The sequence below is a fragment of the Azospirillum endophyticum genome, assembly GCF_016595245.1.
Taxonomy (GTDB): Bacteria; Pseudomonadota; Alphaproteobacteria; order Azospirillales; family Azospirillaceae; genus Azospirillum; species Azospirillum endophyticum.
Genome location: NZ_JAENHM010000018.1, coordinates 1 through 18,455, shown reverse-complemented (window position 1 = coordinate 18,455; position 18,455 = coordinate 1). Strand labels below are relative to the sequence as shown.

The following is an 18,455-nucleotide window of genomic DNA, read 5'->3' as shown; positions in this document are numbered from 1 at the left end:
ATTGAGCGCAGAAGTTAATTAAACGAACGGCCGATTAATAATTGGCCGATTCCTTGGAGGGTATAGTGAGAAGCAAACCGCGTATCGGAATCGTCGGCGGCGGCATCGGCGGCGTTGCGCTGGCCGGCTGCCTGCTGCAACGGGGCTTCGAGGTGCGCCTGTTCGAGCGCGCCCCCGGTTTCGGCGAAATCGGCGCCGGCATCCAGATGACGCCGAACGCCGTCAAGGTGATCAAGACCCTGGGGCTGCTCGACAAGATGCTGGAGGCCGGCTTCCTGCCGCAGGCTTTGGCCGGCCGCAACTGGCGCACGGCACGGGAGAATTTCCGTACGCCGCTGACCGACTGCCCGACCCTGTATGACGCGCCCTTCATCCACATCCACCGGGCCGACCTGCATGCCATCCTCGCCTCGGTGGTGCCGGAGTCCGTTGCGACCTTCGGGGTCAGCTGCACCGGCGTCCGGCAGGAGCCGAACGGTGCCGTCGCCACCTTCGACGACGGCAGCGAGTACGAGGCCGACCTGATCGTCGGCGCAGACGGCGTGCGTTCCGCCGTACGGGCCGCACTGTTTGGACCAGAGGCGCCAAGATTTACCGGCCACATGTGCTACCGCGCGGTGGTGCCGGTCGGCGGCCCGGTGGATTTCGTGGCGCCGGAGGCGTCCTTCTGGTTCGGGCCGAAGAGCCATGTCGTCACTTACTATGTCCGCGGTGGCGAGGCGGTGAACATCGTCGCGGTCGCCGAGACCAGCGAGTGGGTGGAGGAAAACTGGAACGCGCCCAGCAGCCGCGACGAGTTGCTGAACGCCTTCCAGGGTTGGCACCGCAATGTCGAGACGCTCTTCCAGCGGGTGGACACCGTCTACAAATGGGGCCTATTCGACCGGGATCCGATGACAGGCTGGTCGAAGGGCCGAGTGACGCTGATGGGCGACGCCGCCCACCCGATGCTGCCCTTTTTGTCGCAAGGTGCGGCGATGGCGATCGAGGACGCCTATGTGCTCGCCGCCTCGCTGGACGGCCATGGCCACGACGTCGCCTCCGCCCTGCGCGACTACGAGCGCGAGCGGCTGCCCCGCACCAGCCGGGTCCAGCTGGAGGCGCGGGAGCGCGGGCGGACCTACCACCTGCCCTCCCCGTTCGCCCAGGCCAAGCGCGACTTCGTCTATTGGCTGCGCGGCCTGATCAACCCGCAGGCCACCGGCATCCAGGCCAACTGGGTCTACGAGTACGACGCCCGCAAGTTCCGCCCCGGCGTCGCCGCCGCTTCCGAACTCGCCGCCTGAGGACCGCACCGCAATGACCATCCGCACCTATCGCATCGGCCAGATCGTCCCCAGCTCCAACACGACGATGGAGACGGAGATTCCGGCGATGCTGACCGCCCATGCGCTGGCGCACGGCACACGCTTCACCTTCCACTCCAGCCGCATGCGCATGAAGACGGTGGCGAAGGAGGAGCTGGCGGCGATGGACGGCGAGTCCGACCGTTGCGCGCTCGAACTGACCGACGCCCGCGTCGACGTGCTGGGCTACGCCTGCCTGGTCGCGATCATGAGCATGGGCCGCGGCTATCACCGCGTCTCGCAGGAACGCCTCCAGGGCCGCACCGCGGAGAACGGCGCACCGGCCCCGGTCATCACCAGCGCCGGTGCGCTGGTCGATGCGCTCCCCGTCATCGGTGCCAAACGGATCGCCTTGGTCGCCCCCTACATGAAACCGCTGACCAAGCTGGTCATCGACTACATCGAGCAGGAAGGGGTCGAGGTCGCCGACTGGCGGGCGCTGGAGATCCCCGACAATATCGCCGTCGGTCGCCACGATCCCGAAAACCTCCCCGGGATCGTCGCCGGCATGGACACCGGCAACGTCGACGCCATCGTGCTGTCGGCCTGCGTCCAGATGCCGTCGCTGCCGGTGATCGCGAAGGTCGAGGCGATGACCGGCAAGCCGGTGGTCACCGCCGCCGCCGCCACCACCTACGCCATGCTGAAGGCGCTGGGCCTGAAGACGGCGGTGCCCGGTGCCGGTGCCCTTCTCTCCGGCGCCTATTGAGGGAGGGCGGCATGAGCAGCACCTTCCAATACGGAGCCAACGTCCGTGCCAACGGCATTCGCCAGCATTACCTGCGCTACGGCGGCGCCGGCCGTCCGGTGGTGATCGTGCCGGGCATCACCAGCCCGGCTCCGACCTGGGGCTTCGTCGCCGAACGCTTCGGCAAGGGCTTCGATACCTATGTGCTGGACGCCCGGGGCCGCGGCCTGTCGGAAACCTCGGATACGCTCGACTATGGGCTGGACGCCATGGCCGCGGACGTCGCCGCCTTCGCGGCGGAACTGGGTCTGGCGGACTATGCGCTGGTCGGTCACTCGATGGGCGCCCGCATCGGCTTGCGCTCCGTCAGCCGTCATGGGGCGGAACCCGGCTGCCTCGTCATGGTCGATCCGCCGGTGTCGGGACCGGGCCGCCGCCCCTATCCGGCGCAACTCCCCTGGTATGTCGATTCCATCCGCCTGATGACGCAGGGCGCCGATCTGGAGGCGATGCGTCCCTTCTGCCCTACTTGGACCGACGAGCAGCTGCGCCTGCGCGCCGAATGGCTGCATACCTGCGACGAGCGGGCCATCGTCACCGCCTATGAGGGCTTCCGGACGGACGACATCCACGCCGACCTCCCGCGCCTGCACTGCCCGGCCCTGCTGATCGCCGCCGGCCGCGGGGGCGTGATCCTGTCGGAGGAGGAGGCGGAAATCCGCGATCTTAACCCGGCCATCGGCGTGGTTCGGGTAGAGAATGCCGGCCACATGATCCCCTGGGACGATGAGGAAGGCTTCTACCGCGCATTCGGCGATTTCCTCGGCAAGCCGGTCTGACCTCCAACCGAAAGGACCCCCGCGATGTCCGTCAGCGATGCCGACATGGTCCGCGCCTGGACCCATGTCCTCACCCTGTCGAATCTGAAGCCCGGAAACACAGTCACCCTGCTGACCAGCGCCAACACCCATCCGCAGACCCTGCAGACCGCGCGGATCGCCGCCGGGATGATGGGGGCGGTGGTAAACCGGCTCGACCTGCCGCCGATGAACGCCGAGTTCGCGCACAGCCGCGACAGCCTGGCCTATCTCGGCACCACGCCGCTGACCGGGAACCGCGCCGCCATCGCGGCGCTGAAGGAAAGCGACATCGTTCTCGACCTGATGACGCTGCTGTTCTCGCCCGAGCAGGCGGAAATCCTGGAGAGCGGCACCCGCATCCTGCTGGCCGTCGAGCCGCCGGAGGTGCTGGTCCGCCTGTTGCCCAGCCTGGAGGACAAGGCCCGCGTCGCCGAGGCCGCCGCCCTGCTGGCGGGGACGAAGGAGATGACGGTGACCTCGTCCGCCGGCACCGATCTGCGGCTGCCGCTGGGCGAGTTCCCGGCGATCCAGGAATACGGCTTCGTCGACGAGCCCGGCCGCTGGGACCATTGGCCGAGCGGCTTCAGCCTGACCTTCCCCAACGAGGGCAAGGCGGAGGGCCGCGTCGTGCTGGAGCGCGGCGACATCCTGCTCCCGATGAAGTCCTACGTCACCGACCGCATCGAGATGGTTGTCGAAAAGGGCTACGTCACTGCGATCACCGGCGGCATGGATGCCGACCTGCTGAACGACTACATGGAGGTCTTCGACGACCGGGAGGCCTATGCCGTCTCCCATGTCGGCTGGGGGCTGCAGAAGCGGGCGCGCTGGTCGACGCTCGGCCTTTACGACCGTGAGGGCACCATCGGCATGGACGCCCGTGCCTTCGCCGGCAACTTCCTGTTCTCGATGGGGCCGAACAACGAGGGCGGCGGATCGCGCACCACCGCCTGCCACATCGACATCCCCATGCGCAATTGCACCGTCCGGCTGGACGGGCGCGAGGTGGTCCGAAGCGGCCGCCTCCTCGAACAGGAGACGGTGGCATGAGCGAGCCGACACAAGCGGTCTACGAGCGCCAGGGCTTCGGCCGGTCGCTGGGCATCCAGGGCCGGATCGGCCTGCTGATCGTCGATTTCGTCAACGGCTTCGCCGACCCGGCGGTGTTCGGCGGCGGCAACATCGCCCCCGCCATCGCGCGGACGGTGACGGTGCTGGGCGAGGCGCGCAAGCGCGGCTGGCCGGTCGCCCACAGCCGGATCGTCTATGCCGACGACGGATCGGACGCCACGGTCTTCTCGATCAAGGTTCCGGGTATGCTGACGCTGACGGAGGACGCCCCGGCCAGCGCCATCGTTCCGGAGTTGACGCCGGCCGCCGGAGAACTGGTGGTGCGCAAGACCAACCCATCGGCGTTCTTCGGCACCGGCCTCGCCCCCTGGCTGACGCAGAAAGGGGTGGAGACGCTGCTGGTCGCCGGCTGCACCACCTCGGGATGCGTGCGGGCCAGCGTGGTCGACGCCATGTGCCACGGCTTCCGGCCGGTGGTGCTGTCCGACTGCGTCGGCGACCGGGCCATCGCTCCGCACGAGGCCAATCTGTTCGACATCGCCCAGAAATACGGCGACGTCGTACCCGCCGAGCGTGTGCTGACGCTTTGACGGGGTGAAAGGAGTGGATGTGCCCTTGCCCAAAGATGTTATACGTCTCCGCGACAGGGACGAACCCTCCGCGGATTCCATGAAATCAGTACGCTCACAGTCGAAGGCGGCGGCACATCCGGAAGCGGCGGCTCCGGAGACGGCAGGCAAGCGGGGGCGCCCGCCGCAACGCCGCCGGGCCGGTCCCGGACGGCCGGAAGGCATCAGCAACGTGCGCGACGAGATCCTCGACGCGGCGGAGATCGAGTTCGCCAACCTCGGCTATGCCGGCACCAGCCTGCGCAACGTCGCCGACGCCGCCCAGGTGACGCAGGCGCTGATCAATTATTATTTCGGCTCCAAATACGGGCTGTTCGAAGAGGTCTTCCTGCGGCGCGGGCGGCAGATTTCGGAAGACCGGGTGCAGCGGCTGGAAGCCTTGCGCCAGACCGGTAAGCCGCCGGCGGTAGACGACATCGTCCGCGCCTTCCTGATGCCGGCCCTGTCGATGCGGGCGACGGAAGCCGGCCGCACGTTCATGCGGCTGCAGGCGCGCCTTCACACCGAACCGCCGGAGATTTCCTACAAGCTGCGCAACGAGGCCTACGAGGCCTCTACCCGCAGCTTCACCGACGCCCTGCGCGAAGCGCTGCCGCATCTGGCGGCGAAGGACGTCTATTGGCGGATGACGCTGATGATCGGCGCCTATCTCTACGCCTTCTCCGACACCCACCGGCTGGAGGAGATGGCGCCGGGCATCTGCAATCTGGACGATCCGGACGAGATCCTGAACGCCATCACCAGCTTCGTCACCGCCGGCATGGTGGCTCCGCCACCCCGGAACTGATCCAGATCAAGGCCTCCCCGGCTCGGTCCTGCGATATTAATCGAGTGATTAATTCAAGGACATCCCGCCATGCCGACTTCCCTGTCCATCACCCCCAAAGGCCGCTACGCCGCCTTGCTCGACCGGTGGCGGACCGGACGGGAGATGCGGGTGCTGGCCTCGCTGGAGCCGCTCGACCGCAAGGCGGTGCTGCAGGAGGCCGGGCTGGCGGAGAGCGATCTGGCGGCCGTCTCCCGGGGCACCCATGCGCGGATCCTGCTGCCGGCAGCACTCGCCCTGCACGGCATCGACGCTCCGGCACTGGAGGCCGACCACGGCGACGTCATGCGGGATCTCCTGCGGGTGTGCATGCAGTGCCGCAAGGCGCGCGACTGCGCCCGGTTGCTGGCCGGCGGCGCCGGCGGGGAGCATGAGCAGCTCTGCCCGAACCGATCGACCATCGCCTCCTTGAGGTAGCGTTCAGGCCGGGACAACGTGCACCCCTGCCGCTGCCAGCCGCTCCGCCCGCGCGGACTCCAGCCCGTCGTCGCAGCACAGGAAGTCGAAGCTGTCGAGCTTGGCGAAGAAGGCCGGCTTGACCTGGCCGAATTTGCTGCTGTCGACCACCAGCGCCTTGGTCACCGCATTGGCGATGGCGGTCTGCTTGATCTCCACTTCGTGGAAGTTCGAGCAGCTGATCCCCAGCGATTCATGCACGCCGCCGGCCGAGATGAAGGCGGTGTTGATGCCGATGCCGCGCAGCATCTCCAGTGACTCCGGGCTGGAGAAGGACGCCGAGGAGGCATGGTAGAGGCCGCCCAGCATGACCACGCGCACGCCCGGCTTCCTGCAGACGATCTCCGCAATGTTCATGGCGTAGCAGACCACGGTGATCCGGCTTTCGGCCGGGATGCGGCTGGCGAGATGGGTGGTGGTGGTGCCGCAGTCGATGAACACCGTCTCCCCCGGTTTCAACAGGGTCGCCGCCGCGTCGCAGGCGGCCCGCTTCATCTCGATGTGGGCGTCCCGCTCGCGGTCCAGGATGTATCCCATCCCCCCGGCGCTCTCCGGCCCGCCGGCGATGTAGCCGCCGAGATAGGCGAAGCGGCCGCCGCAGGACGCAATGTCGCGCCGCACCGTCATCTCCGAGACGCCCAGCAGATGGGCGGCATCCTTCAATCGGAGATAGCCGCCGGCATCAAGGGTGGACTGCAACCGGTTCAGACGCTCGGCTCTTCTCATCGACATGTCCAAATCCCGCAATCCAGGCGAGTTAATCCCGATGGCATCGGGCCGTGAACGGGATGGCCGTGGTCAAGATCACAATCCTATGTATTGATCTTGACACATCCTGCGACAGCATGGAACTATCCTTTCAGAAAATGTTAGGATGTTAACATCGCAACGGATTTGGATGCGGTGTCGGCATCCCGGCGACAATCGAGGAGAGCCCCCAAGGACAAGGGGCTCCCCGGGAGGACCAAGATGCCGATACCCAGCGTTCCGGCCGATGCGGCCGGTCTGGCTCCGTTCATCGACCACACCCTGTTGCGCCCCGATGCCCAGCCCGCCGAGGTCGAGCGGCTGTGCGACGAAGCGCGCGCGCACGCCTTCAAGGCGGTCTGTGTCAACCCCGTCTTCATCCCGCTGGTGACCGACCGGCTGGCCGGCTCGCCGGTGGCGCCCTGCGCCGTGATCTGCTTCCCCTTCGGCGCCGATCCCACGGCGATCAAGGCCGACGAGGCCGAATGGGTTGTGCGCCACGGCGCACGTGAGGTCGACATGGTGATCCCGATCGGCCTGCTGAAAGCCGGTCGGGCAACCGAGGTGCGCGACGACATCGCCGCGGTCCGCCAAGCCTGCGGCGACGCCCTGCTGAAGGTCATCATCGAGACCAGCCTGCTCACCGACGAGGAGAAAGTCCTGGCCTGCCGCCTGTCGCAGGAGGCCGGGGCCGATTTCGTCAAGACCTCCACCGGCTTCGCCGGGGGCGGCGCCACCGCCGAGGATGTGGCGCTGATGCGCCGTACCGTCGGCGACGGCATGGGCGTCAAGGCGTCGGGCGGGGTGCGGACCACCGAGGACGCCCGCCGCATGATCGCGGCCGGTGCCTCGCGCATCGGCGCCAGCGCCAGCGTGGCGATCATCGGCGGCTGATACCGACGGCGGCGCACACGCTGTACAGCGTGCCGGGCGGGCGGGGGTTCCGTCCGTCCCACCCGGCACGGCATCATCAAAAACGGAACGCGCAGCGGGTGGCAAACACCCCGGCACCGGCGGTGGGTCGAGGATTTCTCCCACCGCATGGCGCTCATCGCCTCTCATGGGAGTCACGCCGACATGAAGAAGTTGCTGTCCTCGCTCATCGTCGCCGCGTCGCTGGTCGCCGGGCCGGCGATGGCCGCCGATCCGGTCCCGACCCCGGATGCCGTCAAGACGCTGAAGTCCGACGCCACCAAGAAGAAATACACCATCGCCACCGTGGTGAAGGTCGACGGCATCGCCTGGTTCGACCGCATGCGCGACGGCGTGAAGCAGTTCGCCAGCGACACCGGCCACGACACCTGGATGGTCGGGCCGAGCCAGGCCGACGCGGCGGCACAGGTCCAGCTGGTCGAGAACCTGATCGCCCAGGGCGTCGACGCCATCGCCATCGTCCCCTTCTCGGTCGAGGCGGTGGAGCCGGTGCTGAAGAAGGCGCGCGACCGCGGCATTGTGGTGATCGCGCATGAGGCGTCGAACATCCAGAACGCCGACTATGTGCTGGAGGCCTTCGACAACTTCGCTTACGGCGCCAAGCTGATGGAAGTGCTGGGCAAGGCGATGGGCGGCGAGGGCAAGTATGTCTGCACCGTCGGCAGCCTGACCTCGAAGTCGCAGAACGAGTGGATCGACGGCGCCGTCGCCTATCAGAAGGAACATTTCCCGAAGATGCAGATGGTGACTAACCGTCTGGAGACCTATGACGACGCAAACACCGACTACAACAAGCTGAAGGAAGTCCTGACCACCTATCCGGACCTGAAGGGCATCGTCGGCGGTCCGATGCCGACCTCGGCCGGCGCCGGCCGTCTGGTGGCGGAACGCGGGCTGAAGAACAAGCTGTTCTTCTCCGGCACTGGTCTGGTGTCGGTGGCCGGCCAGTACCTGACCCAGGGCGACATCCAGTACATCCAGTTCTGGGATCCGGCGGTGGCCGGCTATGCCATGAACATGCTGGCGGTGATGGCGCTGGACGGCAAAAAGGACCAGATCAAGGCCGGCCTGAACCTGGGCCTGCCCGGCTACACCGCCCTGACCACGCCGCAGGGGGCCAAGGCCAACCTGCTGTACGGCCAGGGCTGGGTCGGCGTCACCAAGGAGAACATGGGCTCCTACGACTTCTGACGACCCAAGGGCGGGCGCCGGCGGCCGGGAAGAACGGCGGCCGGCGCCCGCGTCTTCATCCTTTCCTCGAACCGCCGGGCGGAAGACATGTCGGACGGTTTCATCGAACTCCGGAACATCCGGAAGGTGTTTGCCGGCGTCGTGGCGCTGGACGCCATGTCGCTGGTCATCAAGCCCGGCGAGATCCATTGCCTGGCCGGCGAGAACGGGTCGGGCAAATCCACCGTCATCAAGATCATGTCCGGCGTCTACCGGCCGGACGGCGGCGAGATCCTGATCGACGGCAAGCCGATCGCTGCGATGACGCCGATCGAGGCGATCGCCCATGGCGTCCAGGTCATCTACCAGGACTTCTCCCTGTTCGGGAACCTGACCGTCGCCGAAAATCTGGCGATGAACGTCCATCTCGGCGAGAAGCGGCGCCTGATGAACTGGCGGCGCACCCGCGCCATCGCCCGCGAGGCGGTCGACCGGCTGGGCGTGGAGCTGGATCTCGATGCGGAGGTCGCCTCGCTGCCGACCGCCGGCAAGCAGCTGGTCGCCATCGCCCGCGCGCTGATGTCCGACGCCCGCCTGATCATCATGGACGAACCGACCACGGCCTTGACCCGCAAGGAGGTCGAGACGCTGTTCCGCATCGTCCGCGACATCCAGGCGCGCGGCATCGCCATCCTGTTCGTCAGCCACAAGATGCGCGAAATGCTGGAGATCAGCGAGCGCATCACCGTGATCCGCAACGGCCGCAAGGTGGCGGAGGGGCCGACCGGCGACTTTGACGAGGCGCTGATCACCCGCCACATGACCGGCGGCGACATCCTCAACGAACCCTATGCCTGGACCCCGCCGCCCGGCCCGCCGCCGGTGCCCCGACTGGAGATCCGCGGCCTGACCGTGCCCGGCAAGTGCGAGGATTTGAGCCTCGCAATCCGGCCGGGCGAGATCGTCGGGCTGTCGGGCCTGCTCGGTTCCGGCCGCACCGATCTCGCCCTGGCGCTGTTCGGCATGGTCCCCGGTTATAAGGGCGAAATCCTGATCGACGGCGCGCCGGTTCGGCTGCGCACGACCCAGGAGGCCATCGCCGCCGGCATCGCCTATGTGCCGGAGGACCGGCTGACCGAGGGGCTGTTCCTGCCGCAGAGCATCAAGCGCAACATGCTCGCCACCTCCTACGAGCGGCTGGCGCCCAAGCTGGTGATCGACCGCAGCCAAGCGGAGGAGATGACGCAGGGCATGGTCCGCGCCATGCAGATCGCCACCCCGACCGCCGAGAAGCCGGTGATGCAGCTGTCGGGCGGCAACCAGCAGCGCGTGGTGCTGGCCCGCTGGCTGCTGACCGACGCCCGCGTGCTGATCCTGAACGGCCCGACCGTCGGCGTCGATGTCGGGTCGAAGGCGGAAATCCACGCCAAGATCCGGGAGCTGGCGCAGCATCACGGCCTCGCCGTCCTGATGATCTCCGACGACGTGCTGGAGCTGGTGCAGAACTGCAACCGCATCGTGCTGATGCATCGCGGGTGCTTCATCGAGGATCTGCCCGCCGCCGCCGTCACCGAAGAGACGGTCAGCGACCGGCTCAAGACCTTTACCTGAGGGAGGAACCGATGGCCCTGCTCCGCCGGTCGGAAACGGTCATCGCGGGCATCCTGCTGCTCGCCATGGTCCTCATCGGCACGATCAACCCCGCCTTCTGGCAGCTCGACAATTTGTTCAGCCTGATGCGCAGCAACGTGATCATCGGCATCATGGCGATGGGCGTTCTGCTGGTGCTGATCTCCGGCGGCATCGACGTGTCGTTCCCGGCCTTCGCCGTCGCCGCCATGTATCTGACGATCAAGGGCATGCTGGCGTTGGGCTACAACGGCGTCGTGCTGCCGCTGCTGGCCGCCACCCTGATGGGGCTGGCGTTCGGCGCGGTGAACGGCTTCTTCGTCTACAAGTTCCGCATGATCCCGCTGATCGTGACACTGGGCACCAGCGCCATGGTGCGCGGCTTCCTGCTGGGCGTCGTCGGCACCAGCATGATCAACATCAACAAGATGCCGACCGCGCTGATCGACTTCGCCCGCACCGACGTGGTCAGCGTGACCAAGGCCGACGGCACCACCTACGGCCTGACGGCGATGGTGCTGATCTATCTCGGGCTGGCGCTCGCCATGCATCTGGTGCTGCGCTACACCATGATCGGCCGCAGCGCCTATGCGCTGGGCGGCGATCCGGAGGCGGCGCGGCGCGCCGGCTTCGACCTGCGCAAGACCATCTTCTTCATCTATTGCGTTGCCGGCGCGCTGGCCGGCTTTGCCGGCCTCCTGCACAGCGGCATGATCTGGCTGGCCAACCCGCGCGACTTCGTCGGGCTGGAGCTGGACGTCATCGCGGCGGTGGTGCTGGGCGGGGCGTCGATCTTCGGCGGGCGGGGCAGCGTGCTCGGCACCATGCTCGGCGTCTTCATGCTGGTGATGGTCAAGAACAGCCTGATCATCATGCGCGTGGACACCACCTGGCAGCTCGTCGTCGTGGGTCTGATCGTCATCGCCGCGACCGCGCTGTCGGCGTGGCGCGACCGCCGCCGGGCGGCCTGAGGAGGCGGGAGTATGAAAACCCAAATGAACATCCGCAGCCTGATCAACCGCGACAACAACATCGTCCAGCTTCTGGTGATGACGGTGCTGATCTTCGCCGTGATGACGGCGCTCAGCCCCGACAAATTCCTGCGCTACTACAATTTCGAATCGATCACCTACATCTTCCCCGAACTGGGGCTGCTCTCCATCGCGATGATGATCGCCATGCTGACCGGCGGCATCGACCTGTCGGTGGTGGGGGTCGCCAATCTGTCGGGCATCCTGGCCGGCGTGCTGTTCCACAAGATGGCGGGAGCGGCCGGCATCGCCGACGCCGGCATCCTGACCGTCCTGCTGGGCGGGGTGATCGCGCTCGGCACCGGGCTGGTGGCGGGGACGGTCAACGGGCTGCTGATCACACGGCTCGGCATCACGCCGATCCTGGCGACGCTGGGGACGGGACAGGTCTTCACCGGGCTCGCCATCGTGCTGACCGGCGGGCCGGCCATCGTCGGCTTCCCCACCGCCTGGGCCTTCCTCGGCAACGGCAAGATCCTGGGGCTGGCGACGCCCTTCGTGCTGTTCGCGGTGATCGCCGCGCTGATCGCCTTCGTGCTGAGCCGCACCGCACTCGGCATCAACCTGATGCTGATCGGCACCAACCCGAAGGCGGCACTGTTCGCCGGGCTGAAGCGGGAGCGGATGGTACTGTACAGCTACATGCTGACCGGCGTTCTGGCCTCGGTCGCCGGCATCGTCCTGTCGGGGCGGACCAACGCGGCGAAGTCGGATTACGGCACCTCGTACCTGTTGCAGGCGGTGCTGATCGCCGTGCTGGGCGGGACAAATCCGGCGGGCGGGCGCGGCACGGTGCTGGGCATCACCATCGCGGTGGCGGCGTTGATGCTGCTGTCGAGCGGCTTCCAGATCCTGCGCTTCTCCAACCACCTGATCGACTTCATCTGGGGCGCGTTCCTTCTGCTGGTCATCGCCATCAACGCCTACAAGAACCGCACCCGCTAGCCGGTTTCCGATAGGGAGGAAATCCCATGAGCGTCCGAACCGCCATCCATTTCCGCAAAAGCTTCTTCGGCGAGGCCGAGCGCCCGGTCGCCGAGGCGCACGGCATGACCGCCAGCCTGTTCCGTTACGACAGCGGGATCGAGGCGGTGCGGCTGTCCAACCGGCGCGGGCATCTGGTGGTGCTGCCCTATTACGGCCAGATGGTGTGGGATGCCGTGTTCGACGGCGTCGACCTGACCATGGCGAACATGTTCGACATGCCGCGTCCGGCAACCGAGATCGTCGGCACCTACGGCTGCTTCGCCTTCCATTCCGGACTGCTGCGCAACGGCTGCCCCGGCCCGCAGGACAGCCACCTCCTGCATGGCGAGATGCCCTGCGCGCCGATGGACGCCGCCGGGCTGGAGGTGGGGGAGGACGACGAAGGCCCCTACATGGCGGTCACCGGCCGGCGTGAGTATGTGATGGGCTTCGGCGCCCATTACGTCGCCCGCCCGCGGGTGGTGCTGCGCCCCGGTTCCGCCCTGTTCGACATCGGGATGGCGGTGGAGAACCTGTCGGGCGCCGCCATGGACCTGATGTACATGTGCCACGTCAACTTCGCCTTCGCCGAGGGCGCCCGCATCGTCCAGCCCGCCCCCTTCACACCGGAGGCGACGGCGGTGCGCACGGTGGTGCCGGCCCATGTGCCGCGCAGCCCGGCCTATGACGCGCTGCTGGCCGACCTCGCCCGCGATCCGGCGGTGATGGAGGTGCTGGACGAACCCGGACGCTACGACCCGGAGCAGGTCTTCTACATCCGCGGCCTGCGCACCGATGACGAGGGCGGCACCGCGGTGATGATGCGGCGGCGCGAGGGCGACGCCTTCCACATCGCCTACAGCACGCGGGAGTTCCCCAAGACGGTGCGCTGGGTGCTGGTCAACAGCGACCAGAAGGTCTGCGCCTTCGCCCTGCCCTCCACCTGCGAGCCGGAGGGCTACAATGCGGAAAGCGCGAAAGGCAATGTGCAGACGCTGGCGGGCGGCGAGACCCGGCGCTTCTCGGTGCGGCTGGGCTACCTGACCGCCGACGAGGCCGAAGCCGAGGAATGCGCCATCCGGGCGTTGTGATTTAGGGCGCTGTAAGAGGAGGAACCGAAGATGGGCAAGATCGCCGTGGTCGGCAGCAACATGGTCGACCTGATCACCTATACCGCCCGCATGCCCGGCCCCGGCGAGACCATCGAGGCGCCGCGCTTCGAGATGGGATGCGGCGGCAAGGGCGCCAACCAGGCCATCGCCGCCGCCCGGCTGGGCGCCGAGGTGATGATGGTCACCAAGGTCGGCGACGACGTCTTCGCCGACAACACCATCCGCAACTTCGAGGAGTCCGGCATCGATACCCGCCATGTCGAGCGGGTGCCCGGCACCTCCAGCGGCGTCGCCCCCATCTTCGTCGAGCCATCGGGCGAGAACAGCATCCTGATCATCAAGGGCGCCAACGCCCTGCTGTCGCCGGCCGACATCGACCGCGCGGCGGAAGACCTGAAGGGCTGCGACCTGATCGTCATGCAGCTGGAAGTCCCGCTGGAGACGATCTACCACACCATCGAGTTCGGGGCGCGGCACGGCATCGAGACCCTGCTGAACCCGGCCCCCGCCCCCACCGACCTCGATCCGAAGCGGATCGAGCAGGTCACCTTCCTGGTGCCGAACCAGACCGAGCTGGCGACCATCTCCGGACTGCCGGTGACCTCGGAGGCGGAGGCCGAGACGGCGGCGCGCACGCTGATCGACCGCGGCATCCGCACGGTGATCGTCACGCTGGGCGCCCGCGGCGCGCTGCTGGTGACCAAGGGCGAGGAGACGCGGCGGATCGAGCCGGTGCGGGTGACGCCGGTCGACACCACCGGGGCCGGCGACGCCTTCATCGGCAGCTTCGCCCGCTATTATGTCGAGGACCGCGACCTCGATGCGGCGCTGCACATGGCGGTGCGCTATGCCGCCGACAGCATCACCCGGCTGGGCACCCAGAAATCCTATGCCGGCCGCGAGGCGTTCGAGGCCTTCTGCGCCAGCCTGTAAGCATCGGATGGAGGAAACGCCATGACACGCGCCGTGATCGGGGTGGATGTGGGGACCGGCAGCGCCCGCGCCGGCATCTTCGACCTTGCCGGCCGCCGGCTGGCCGCCGCCGCCCGCCCGATCCGGATGTGGAAGCCCGATCCGGAGTGGGCGGAGCAATCCTCCGACGACATCTGGGCCGCCGTCTGCGCCGCGGTTCGGGAGGCGCTGACGGCCTGCGCCGAGACGCCGGAGGTGGTCGGCATCGGCTTCGACGCCACCTGTTCGCTGGTGGTGCTGGACGCCGCCGGACGGCCGGTGACGGTCGATCCGGAGGGCGACGACGCCCGCAACGTCATCGTCTGGATGGATCACCGCGCCATCGACCAGACCGACCGCATCAATGCCGGCAGTCACGAGGTGCTGCGCTATGTCGGCGGGCGGCTGTCGCCGGAGATGCAGACGCCGAAGCTGCTGTGGCTGAAGGAGAGGCTTCCCGCGAGCTGGAGCAGGGCCGCCCATTTCTTCGACCTCCCGGACTTCCTGACCTGGCGGGCGACCGGCTCGGCACGGCGGTCGCTGTGCTCGCTGGTGTGCAAATGGACCTATCTGGGGCATGAGGGACGCTGGGACGACGGTTATATCCGCGCCATCGGGTTGGGCGATCTGGTCGATGAGGGGCATGCCCGCATCGGCACCGAGGTCGGCGAGGTCGGCAGCGCCGTCGCCGGCGGGCTGACCGCCGAGGCGGCGCGCGAGCTTGGGCTGACGCCGGGCATCGCGGTCGGCACCTCGATGATCGACGCCCATGCCGGCGGGATCGGGGTGATCGGGGTGCCGCTGGAGGCGGCGGGGACCGTCGATTTCGACCGGCGGCTGGCGCTGATCGGCGGCACGTCGAGTTGCCACATGGTGATGAGCCCCGCAGCGCCGCGCTTCATCCCCGGCGTCTGGGGCCCCTATCATTCGGCCATGCTGCCGGGGCTGTGGCTGAACGAGGGCGGGCAGTCGGCGACCGGGGCGCTGATCGACCATGTGGTGCAGGGCCATCCCCGCCATGGCGAGCTTGCCGCCGAAGCTACCCAGCGCGGCACCACGGTCTACCAACTGCTGAACGAGGAACTGGCGGATCTTGCCGAACGCAGCGGCGAACCGATGGCGCTGCTGACCCGCGACCTGCATGTGCTGCCCGACTTCCACGGCAACCGCTCGCCGCGGGCCGATGCCAGTTTGCGCGGTACCATCGCCGGCCTGCGGCTGTCCGACGGGCTGGAGGATCTGGCGCTGCTCTATCTGGCGACGGTGCAGGCGGTGGCCTATGGCACCCGGCACATCGTCGCCGCGATGAACGGCCGCGGCTTTGCCATCGACACCATCCTCGCCTGCGGCGGCGGCACCAAGAATCCGGTGTTCCTGGAGGCGCATGCCGACGCCACCGGCTGCACCCTGGTCCTGCCGGAGGAGCCGGAGGCGGTGCTGCTGGGCGCCGCCGTGCTGGGGGCGGTGGCGGGCGGCGCCTTCCCCGACATCGCCGCCGGCATGGCCGGGATGAGCCGCGCCGGCCGCAGCATCAAGCCAGCCGAGGGGCCGATGCGGGCCTATCACGACGCCAAATACGCCGTGTTCCTGCGGCTGCACGAGGACCAGATGGCTTACCGGGCCCTGATGGAGACGGCGGGGTAAAGCGGCCTCACATCACGCAGTCGCGCACCTCCTCCCGCTCCACCGGCGCCTTGGGTTTCTGGGCCTTCTGCTTCTCGTGTTTCTCGCACAGGTCGCCCGGCAGCTCCTCGCCCTGGAGCAGCGGGCAGCGTTCGAACAGTTCGGCCAGCCAGTCGACGAAGACCCGCACCTTGGGCGAGAGGTGGCGGTTGTGCGGGTAGACGGCGGAGATCGGCATCCGCGGCGGACGCCAGTCCGACAGGACCTCGCGCAGGGCGCCGCTGCGCAGATGCGGCAGAACCATGAAGCGGGCGGGTTGCAGGATGCCCTGCCCTTCCAGCCCGCAGGTGACGTAGGCGTCGGCGTCGTTGACGGAGATGACGCCCTTCATGGTGACCTCCTCCACCGCGCCGTCGCGCTGGAAGCAGAGCTCCATGTTCCGGCCGGTGCGGTTGCTGAAATAGTTCACCGCGATGTGGCGGTCCAGATCCTCGATCGTCTTCGGCACGCCATGCTCGGCGAGATAGGCCGGGCTGGCGCAGGTGATCTGCTGGACGGCGCCGATGCGCCGCGCCAGCAGGCTGGAATCCGCCAGCTCGCCGACGCGGACGACGCAGTCCACCCCCTCCTGGATCAGGTCGACGGCGCGGTCGCCCAGCCCCAGCATCAAATCGATGTCGGGGTATTTGTCGTGGAATTCGTGGATCGAAGGAATGATGACCAGCCGGCCGATGGAGCCCGGCATGTCCACCCGCAGCCGGCCGCGCGGAGTCTTGCGCGCGGTGGTGAAGGTGGATTCGATCTCGTCGATCTCCGACAGGATGCGGCTGGCGCCCTCCAGATAGGCAGCGCCGTCCAGCGTCAGGCTGAGCTTGCGGGTGGTGCGCTGGAGCAGGCGCACGCCGAGCGCCGCCTCCAGGTTCTGGACCGTCGTCGTCACCGAGGCGCGCGGCAGCCCCAGCGTTTCCGCCGCCTTCGAGAAGCTGTTCGCTTCGACCACCCGGATGAAGACGCGCATCGCATGCAGCTTGTCCATACGGATCCAGTCCTTTCCAATCCCGCCCCCGGCGCGCGGGAGAAGTGTCCACCGATGAACGGCGAATAGCAATCGGGCGGGAACGGTTCAAGGGGTGTCGTCGGTTGTCACATGGTGGCCTCGTCTGGGCGATCTCGGCGGCTGGGGGGTGGAACGGCGTGGAACGTTTTCCGGCGGATGTCGCATCTGCCGGCGGAGGCGTCAGCGGGAGCGGGTGAAGGGACCGGCGGCGCGGCGGTTCACCGGGCCGGGGTTGAGGTTGGGATAGGGCTCATGCTCGTTGAGGGTCCAGGGGAAGACACCCTTGGGGCCTGCCGCCTCCGGGCGGGCAAGGATGGCGGCGACGGCGCGCGGATCGGGCGGGGTGCGCTCGCGCAGGTCGCCGGGGATGTCGTCGTCGAGTTCGGCGACGGTGACGGCGGGGGGATCCTCCGGCTTCGGGGCGGGTTTGGCGGCTGGCCGATCGTCGGACGGAGGGGCCGCTTGCCGGGTGGCGGTGGGCAGGTCGAAGGCGGCGAACAACCCCAGCCGTTCGGCCAGCCAGCGGACGATGGAGGGATCGCCGGCCGTGACCAGCCGCTCGATCTGCTCGGCCACCAGGATGCGCAGCGAAGAGAGCCGCAACTCTGCCTCGCGGTTCAGCGCCTGCCGCTCCCACCACACCCTGTGACGAAAATCCTTGGAGCCGTAATAGGCCCGCCACAGCGTGGTGCGGCTGCAGCCCATGGCGCGGGAGACCTGGAGGAAGCTGTTGCCGCGGGACAGCATGCCGGCGGCCATGATCCATTGCTCCTCGTGGAACTGGGAACCGGGGACCAGCAAGCCTTCGGAGGGCACCGGCGGCTCTTCGGCCCAGCAGGGGAAACGGTCTTCGGCGAGGGTACGGGTGGCGAGAGGCATGGCTTTGCTCCGCAGGATGGAGGGACCTTCGCGAAGATTATAGGAAATTTGTCCTTTTCCGCGGGTTTTCTGAAAACCGGGAACGGGACGATGGTGGAGGGGGCAGAGCCAAGCGGGGTGAGGGTCTCGGAACGGCGTTGGCGAACCGTTTCCGGCCGGTGGCCGGCTTATTCAGGGCAATCGGGTGAAGGAACATAGTCTTGTTTATAGGATATCCCGTCATCCCCGCGAAGGCGGGGATCCAGAGTTCGCAGAACGAACCTTGTGGGAAAGCCTGGATCCCCGCCTTCGCGCTACGGGATGCACAGATCTCGCGCTTGCAACAATTCATGCAGTCTGGCGTTGAGCAAAGCCCCTCTCCCCTCGCGGGAGAGGGGTTGGGGTGAGGGGGGCAAACTGAGATTTCCAGGCCTCTGGCCAGCCGCACCCCTTGTGTCTTTGAGTTTTGCTAGAAGAGAAGCCCTGGGGGGTGGGGCATGCC

The 18,455-nt window shown here is 67.7% G+C and carries 18 protein-coding genes; 15 read left to right on the top strand and 3 right to left on the bottom strand.

The window, feature by feature from the left end; translation table 11 throughout:
- Positions 1–65 precede the first annotated feature (65 nt).
- The 7 genes from JHL17_RS05005 (at position 66) to JHL17_RS04975 (ending at position 5,837) form a co-directional block, all read left to right on the top strand.
- The gene (locus JHL17_RS05005) at positions 66–1,286 is read left to right on the top strand and encodes an FAD-dependent monooxygenase (protein ID WP_200190958.1); all 1,221 of its coding nucleotides are present in this window, start codon (positions 66–68) and stop codon (positions 1,284–1,286) included.
- Positions 1,287–1,299: 13 nt separating this feature from the next.
- The gene (locus JHL17_RS05000; protein WP_282189276.1) at positions 1,300–2,055 is read left to right on the top strand and encodes a maleate cis-trans isomerase family protein; all 756 of its coding nucleotides are present in this window, start codon (positions 1,300–1,302) and stop codon (positions 2,053–2,055) included.
- 11 nt (positions 2,056–2,066) lie between these two features.
- The gene (locus tag JHL17_RS04995) at positions 2,067–2,873 is read left to right on the top strand and encodes an alpha/beta fold hydrolase (protein WP_200190957.1); all 807 of its coding nucleotides are present in this window, start codon (positions 2,067–2,069) and stop codon (positions 2,871–2,873) included.
- Between the two features lie 24 nt (positions 2,874–2,897).
- Complete coding sequence (locus JHL17_RS04990) at positions 2,898–3,944, top strand: 2,5-dihydroxypyridine 5,6-dioxygenase NicX family protein (RefSeq protein ID WP_200190956.1); 1,047 nt, start codon at positions 2,898–2,900, stop codon at positions 3,942–3,944.
- On the top strand, positions 3,941–4,555 hold the full coding sequence (locus JHL17_RS04985) for an isochorismatase family protein (RefSeq protein WP_200190955.1): 615 nt from the start codon (positions 3,941–3,943) through the stop codon (positions 4,553–4,555). Before JHL17_RS04990 ends, JHL17_RS04985 begins: the two co-directional genes overlap by 4 nt.
- A gap of 79 nt (positions 4,556–4,634) precedes the next feature.
- Positions 4,635–5,381 carry a TetR/AcrR family transcriptional regulator gene (locus JHL17_RS04980; protein ID WP_200190954.1) on the top strand — a complete coding sequence of 249 codons (747 nt, stop codon included), beginning with the start codon at positions 4,635–4,637 and terminating at the stop codon, positions 5,379–5,381.
- A 69-nt stretch (positions 5,382–5,450) separates the two neighbouring features.
- Complete coding sequence (locus JHL17_RS04975) at positions 5,451–5,837, top strand: DUF6455 family protein (RefSeq protein ID WP_200190953.1); 387 nt, start codon at positions 5,451–5,453, stop codon at positions 5,835–5,837.
- Positions 5,838–5,840: 3 nt separating this feature from the next.
- Here JHL17_RS04975 and JHL17_RS04970 read toward each other — a convergent pair whose 3' ends face one another.
- Positions 5,841–6,608, bottom strand: coding sequence for a DeoR/GlpR family DNA-binding transcription regulator (locus tag JHL17_RS04970; RefSeq protein ID WP_200190952.1), 768 nt, complete (start codon positions 6,606–6,608; stop codon positions 5,841–5,843).
- A 237-nt stretch (positions 6,609–6,845) separates the two neighbouring features.
- Between JHL17_RS04970 and deoC the strand changes: the two genes are divergently transcribed.
- From deoC to JHL17_RS04930, 8 genes are all read left to right on the top strand, one after another.
- Positions 6,846–7,517: a deoxyribose-phosphate aldolase gene (gene deoC / locus JHL17_RS04965; RefSeq protein ID WP_200190951.1), complete on the top strand. Its 672-nt coding sequence runs from the start codon at positions 6,846–6,848 to the stop codon at positions 7,515–7,517.
- 183 nt (positions 7,518–7,700) lie between these two features.
- A complete protein-coding gene (locus JHL17_RS04960) occupies positions 7,701–8,747 on the top strand; it encodes an autoinducer 2 ABC transporter substrate-binding protein (RefSeq protein WP_109047330.1) in 1,047 nt (348 codons plus the stop codon).
- 87 nt (positions 8,748–8,834) lie between these two features.
- Positions 8,835–10,337 carry a sugar ABC transporter ATP-binding protein gene (locus JHL17_RS04955; protein WP_200190950.1) on the top strand — a complete coding sequence of 501 codons (1,503 nt, stop codon included), beginning with the start codon at positions 8,835–8,837 and terminating at the stop codon, positions 10,335–10,337.
- 11 nt (positions 10,338–10,348) lie between these two features.
- Positions 10,349–11,326 carry an ABC transporter permease gene (locus tag JHL17_RS04950; RefSeq protein ID WP_012977088.1) on the top strand — a complete coding sequence of 326 codons (978 nt, stop codon included), beginning with the start codon at positions 10,349–10,351 and terminating at the stop codon, positions 11,324–11,326.
- Between the two features lie 12 nt (positions 11,327–11,338).
- Positions 11,339–12,331, top strand: a complete 993-nt coding sequence (locus tag JHL17_RS04945; RefSeq protein WP_200190949.1) for an ABC transporter permease — start codon at positions 11,339–11,341, stop codon at positions 12,329–12,331.
- A 26-nt stretch (positions 12,332–12,357) separates the two neighbouring features.
- A complete protein-coding gene (locus JHL17_RS04940) occupies positions 12,358–13,443 on the top strand; it encodes an aldose 1-epimerase family protein (protein ID WP_200190948.1) in 1,086 nt (361 codons plus the stop codon).
- 30 nt (positions 13,444–13,473) lie between these two features.
- A complete protein-coding gene (gene rbsK / locus JHL17_RS04935) occupies positions 13,474–14,397 on the top strand; it encodes a ribokinase (RefSeq protein WP_200190947.1) in 924 nt (307 codons plus the stop codon).
- Positions 14,398–14,418: 21 nt separating this feature from the next.
- Entirely contained in the window at positions 14,419–16,059 is a 1,641-nt protein-coding gene (locus JHL17_RS04930) for an FGGY-family carbohydrate kinase (protein WP_200190946.1), read from the top strand.
- Between the two features lie 7 nt (positions 16,060–16,066).
- Here JHL17_RS04930 and JHL17_RS04925 read toward each other — a convergent pair whose 3' ends face one another.
- Both JHL17_RS04925 and JHL17_RS04920 read right to left on the bottom strand, forming a co-directional pair.
- Positions 16,067–17,074: a LysR family transcriptional regulator gene (locus JHL17_RS04925; protein WP_200190945.1), complete on the bottom strand. Its 1,008-nt coding sequence runs from the start codon at positions 17,072–17,074 to the stop codon at positions 16,067–16,069.
- A 201-nt stretch (positions 17,075–17,275) separates the two neighbouring features.
- Positions 17,276–17,974 (bottom strand): hypothetical protein, encoded by a 699-nt coding sequence (locus tag JHL17_RS04920; protein WP_200190944.1) that lies wholly within the window; start codon positions 17,972–17,974, stop codon positions 17,276–17,278.
- Positions 17,975–18,455 lie beyond the last annotated feature (481 nt).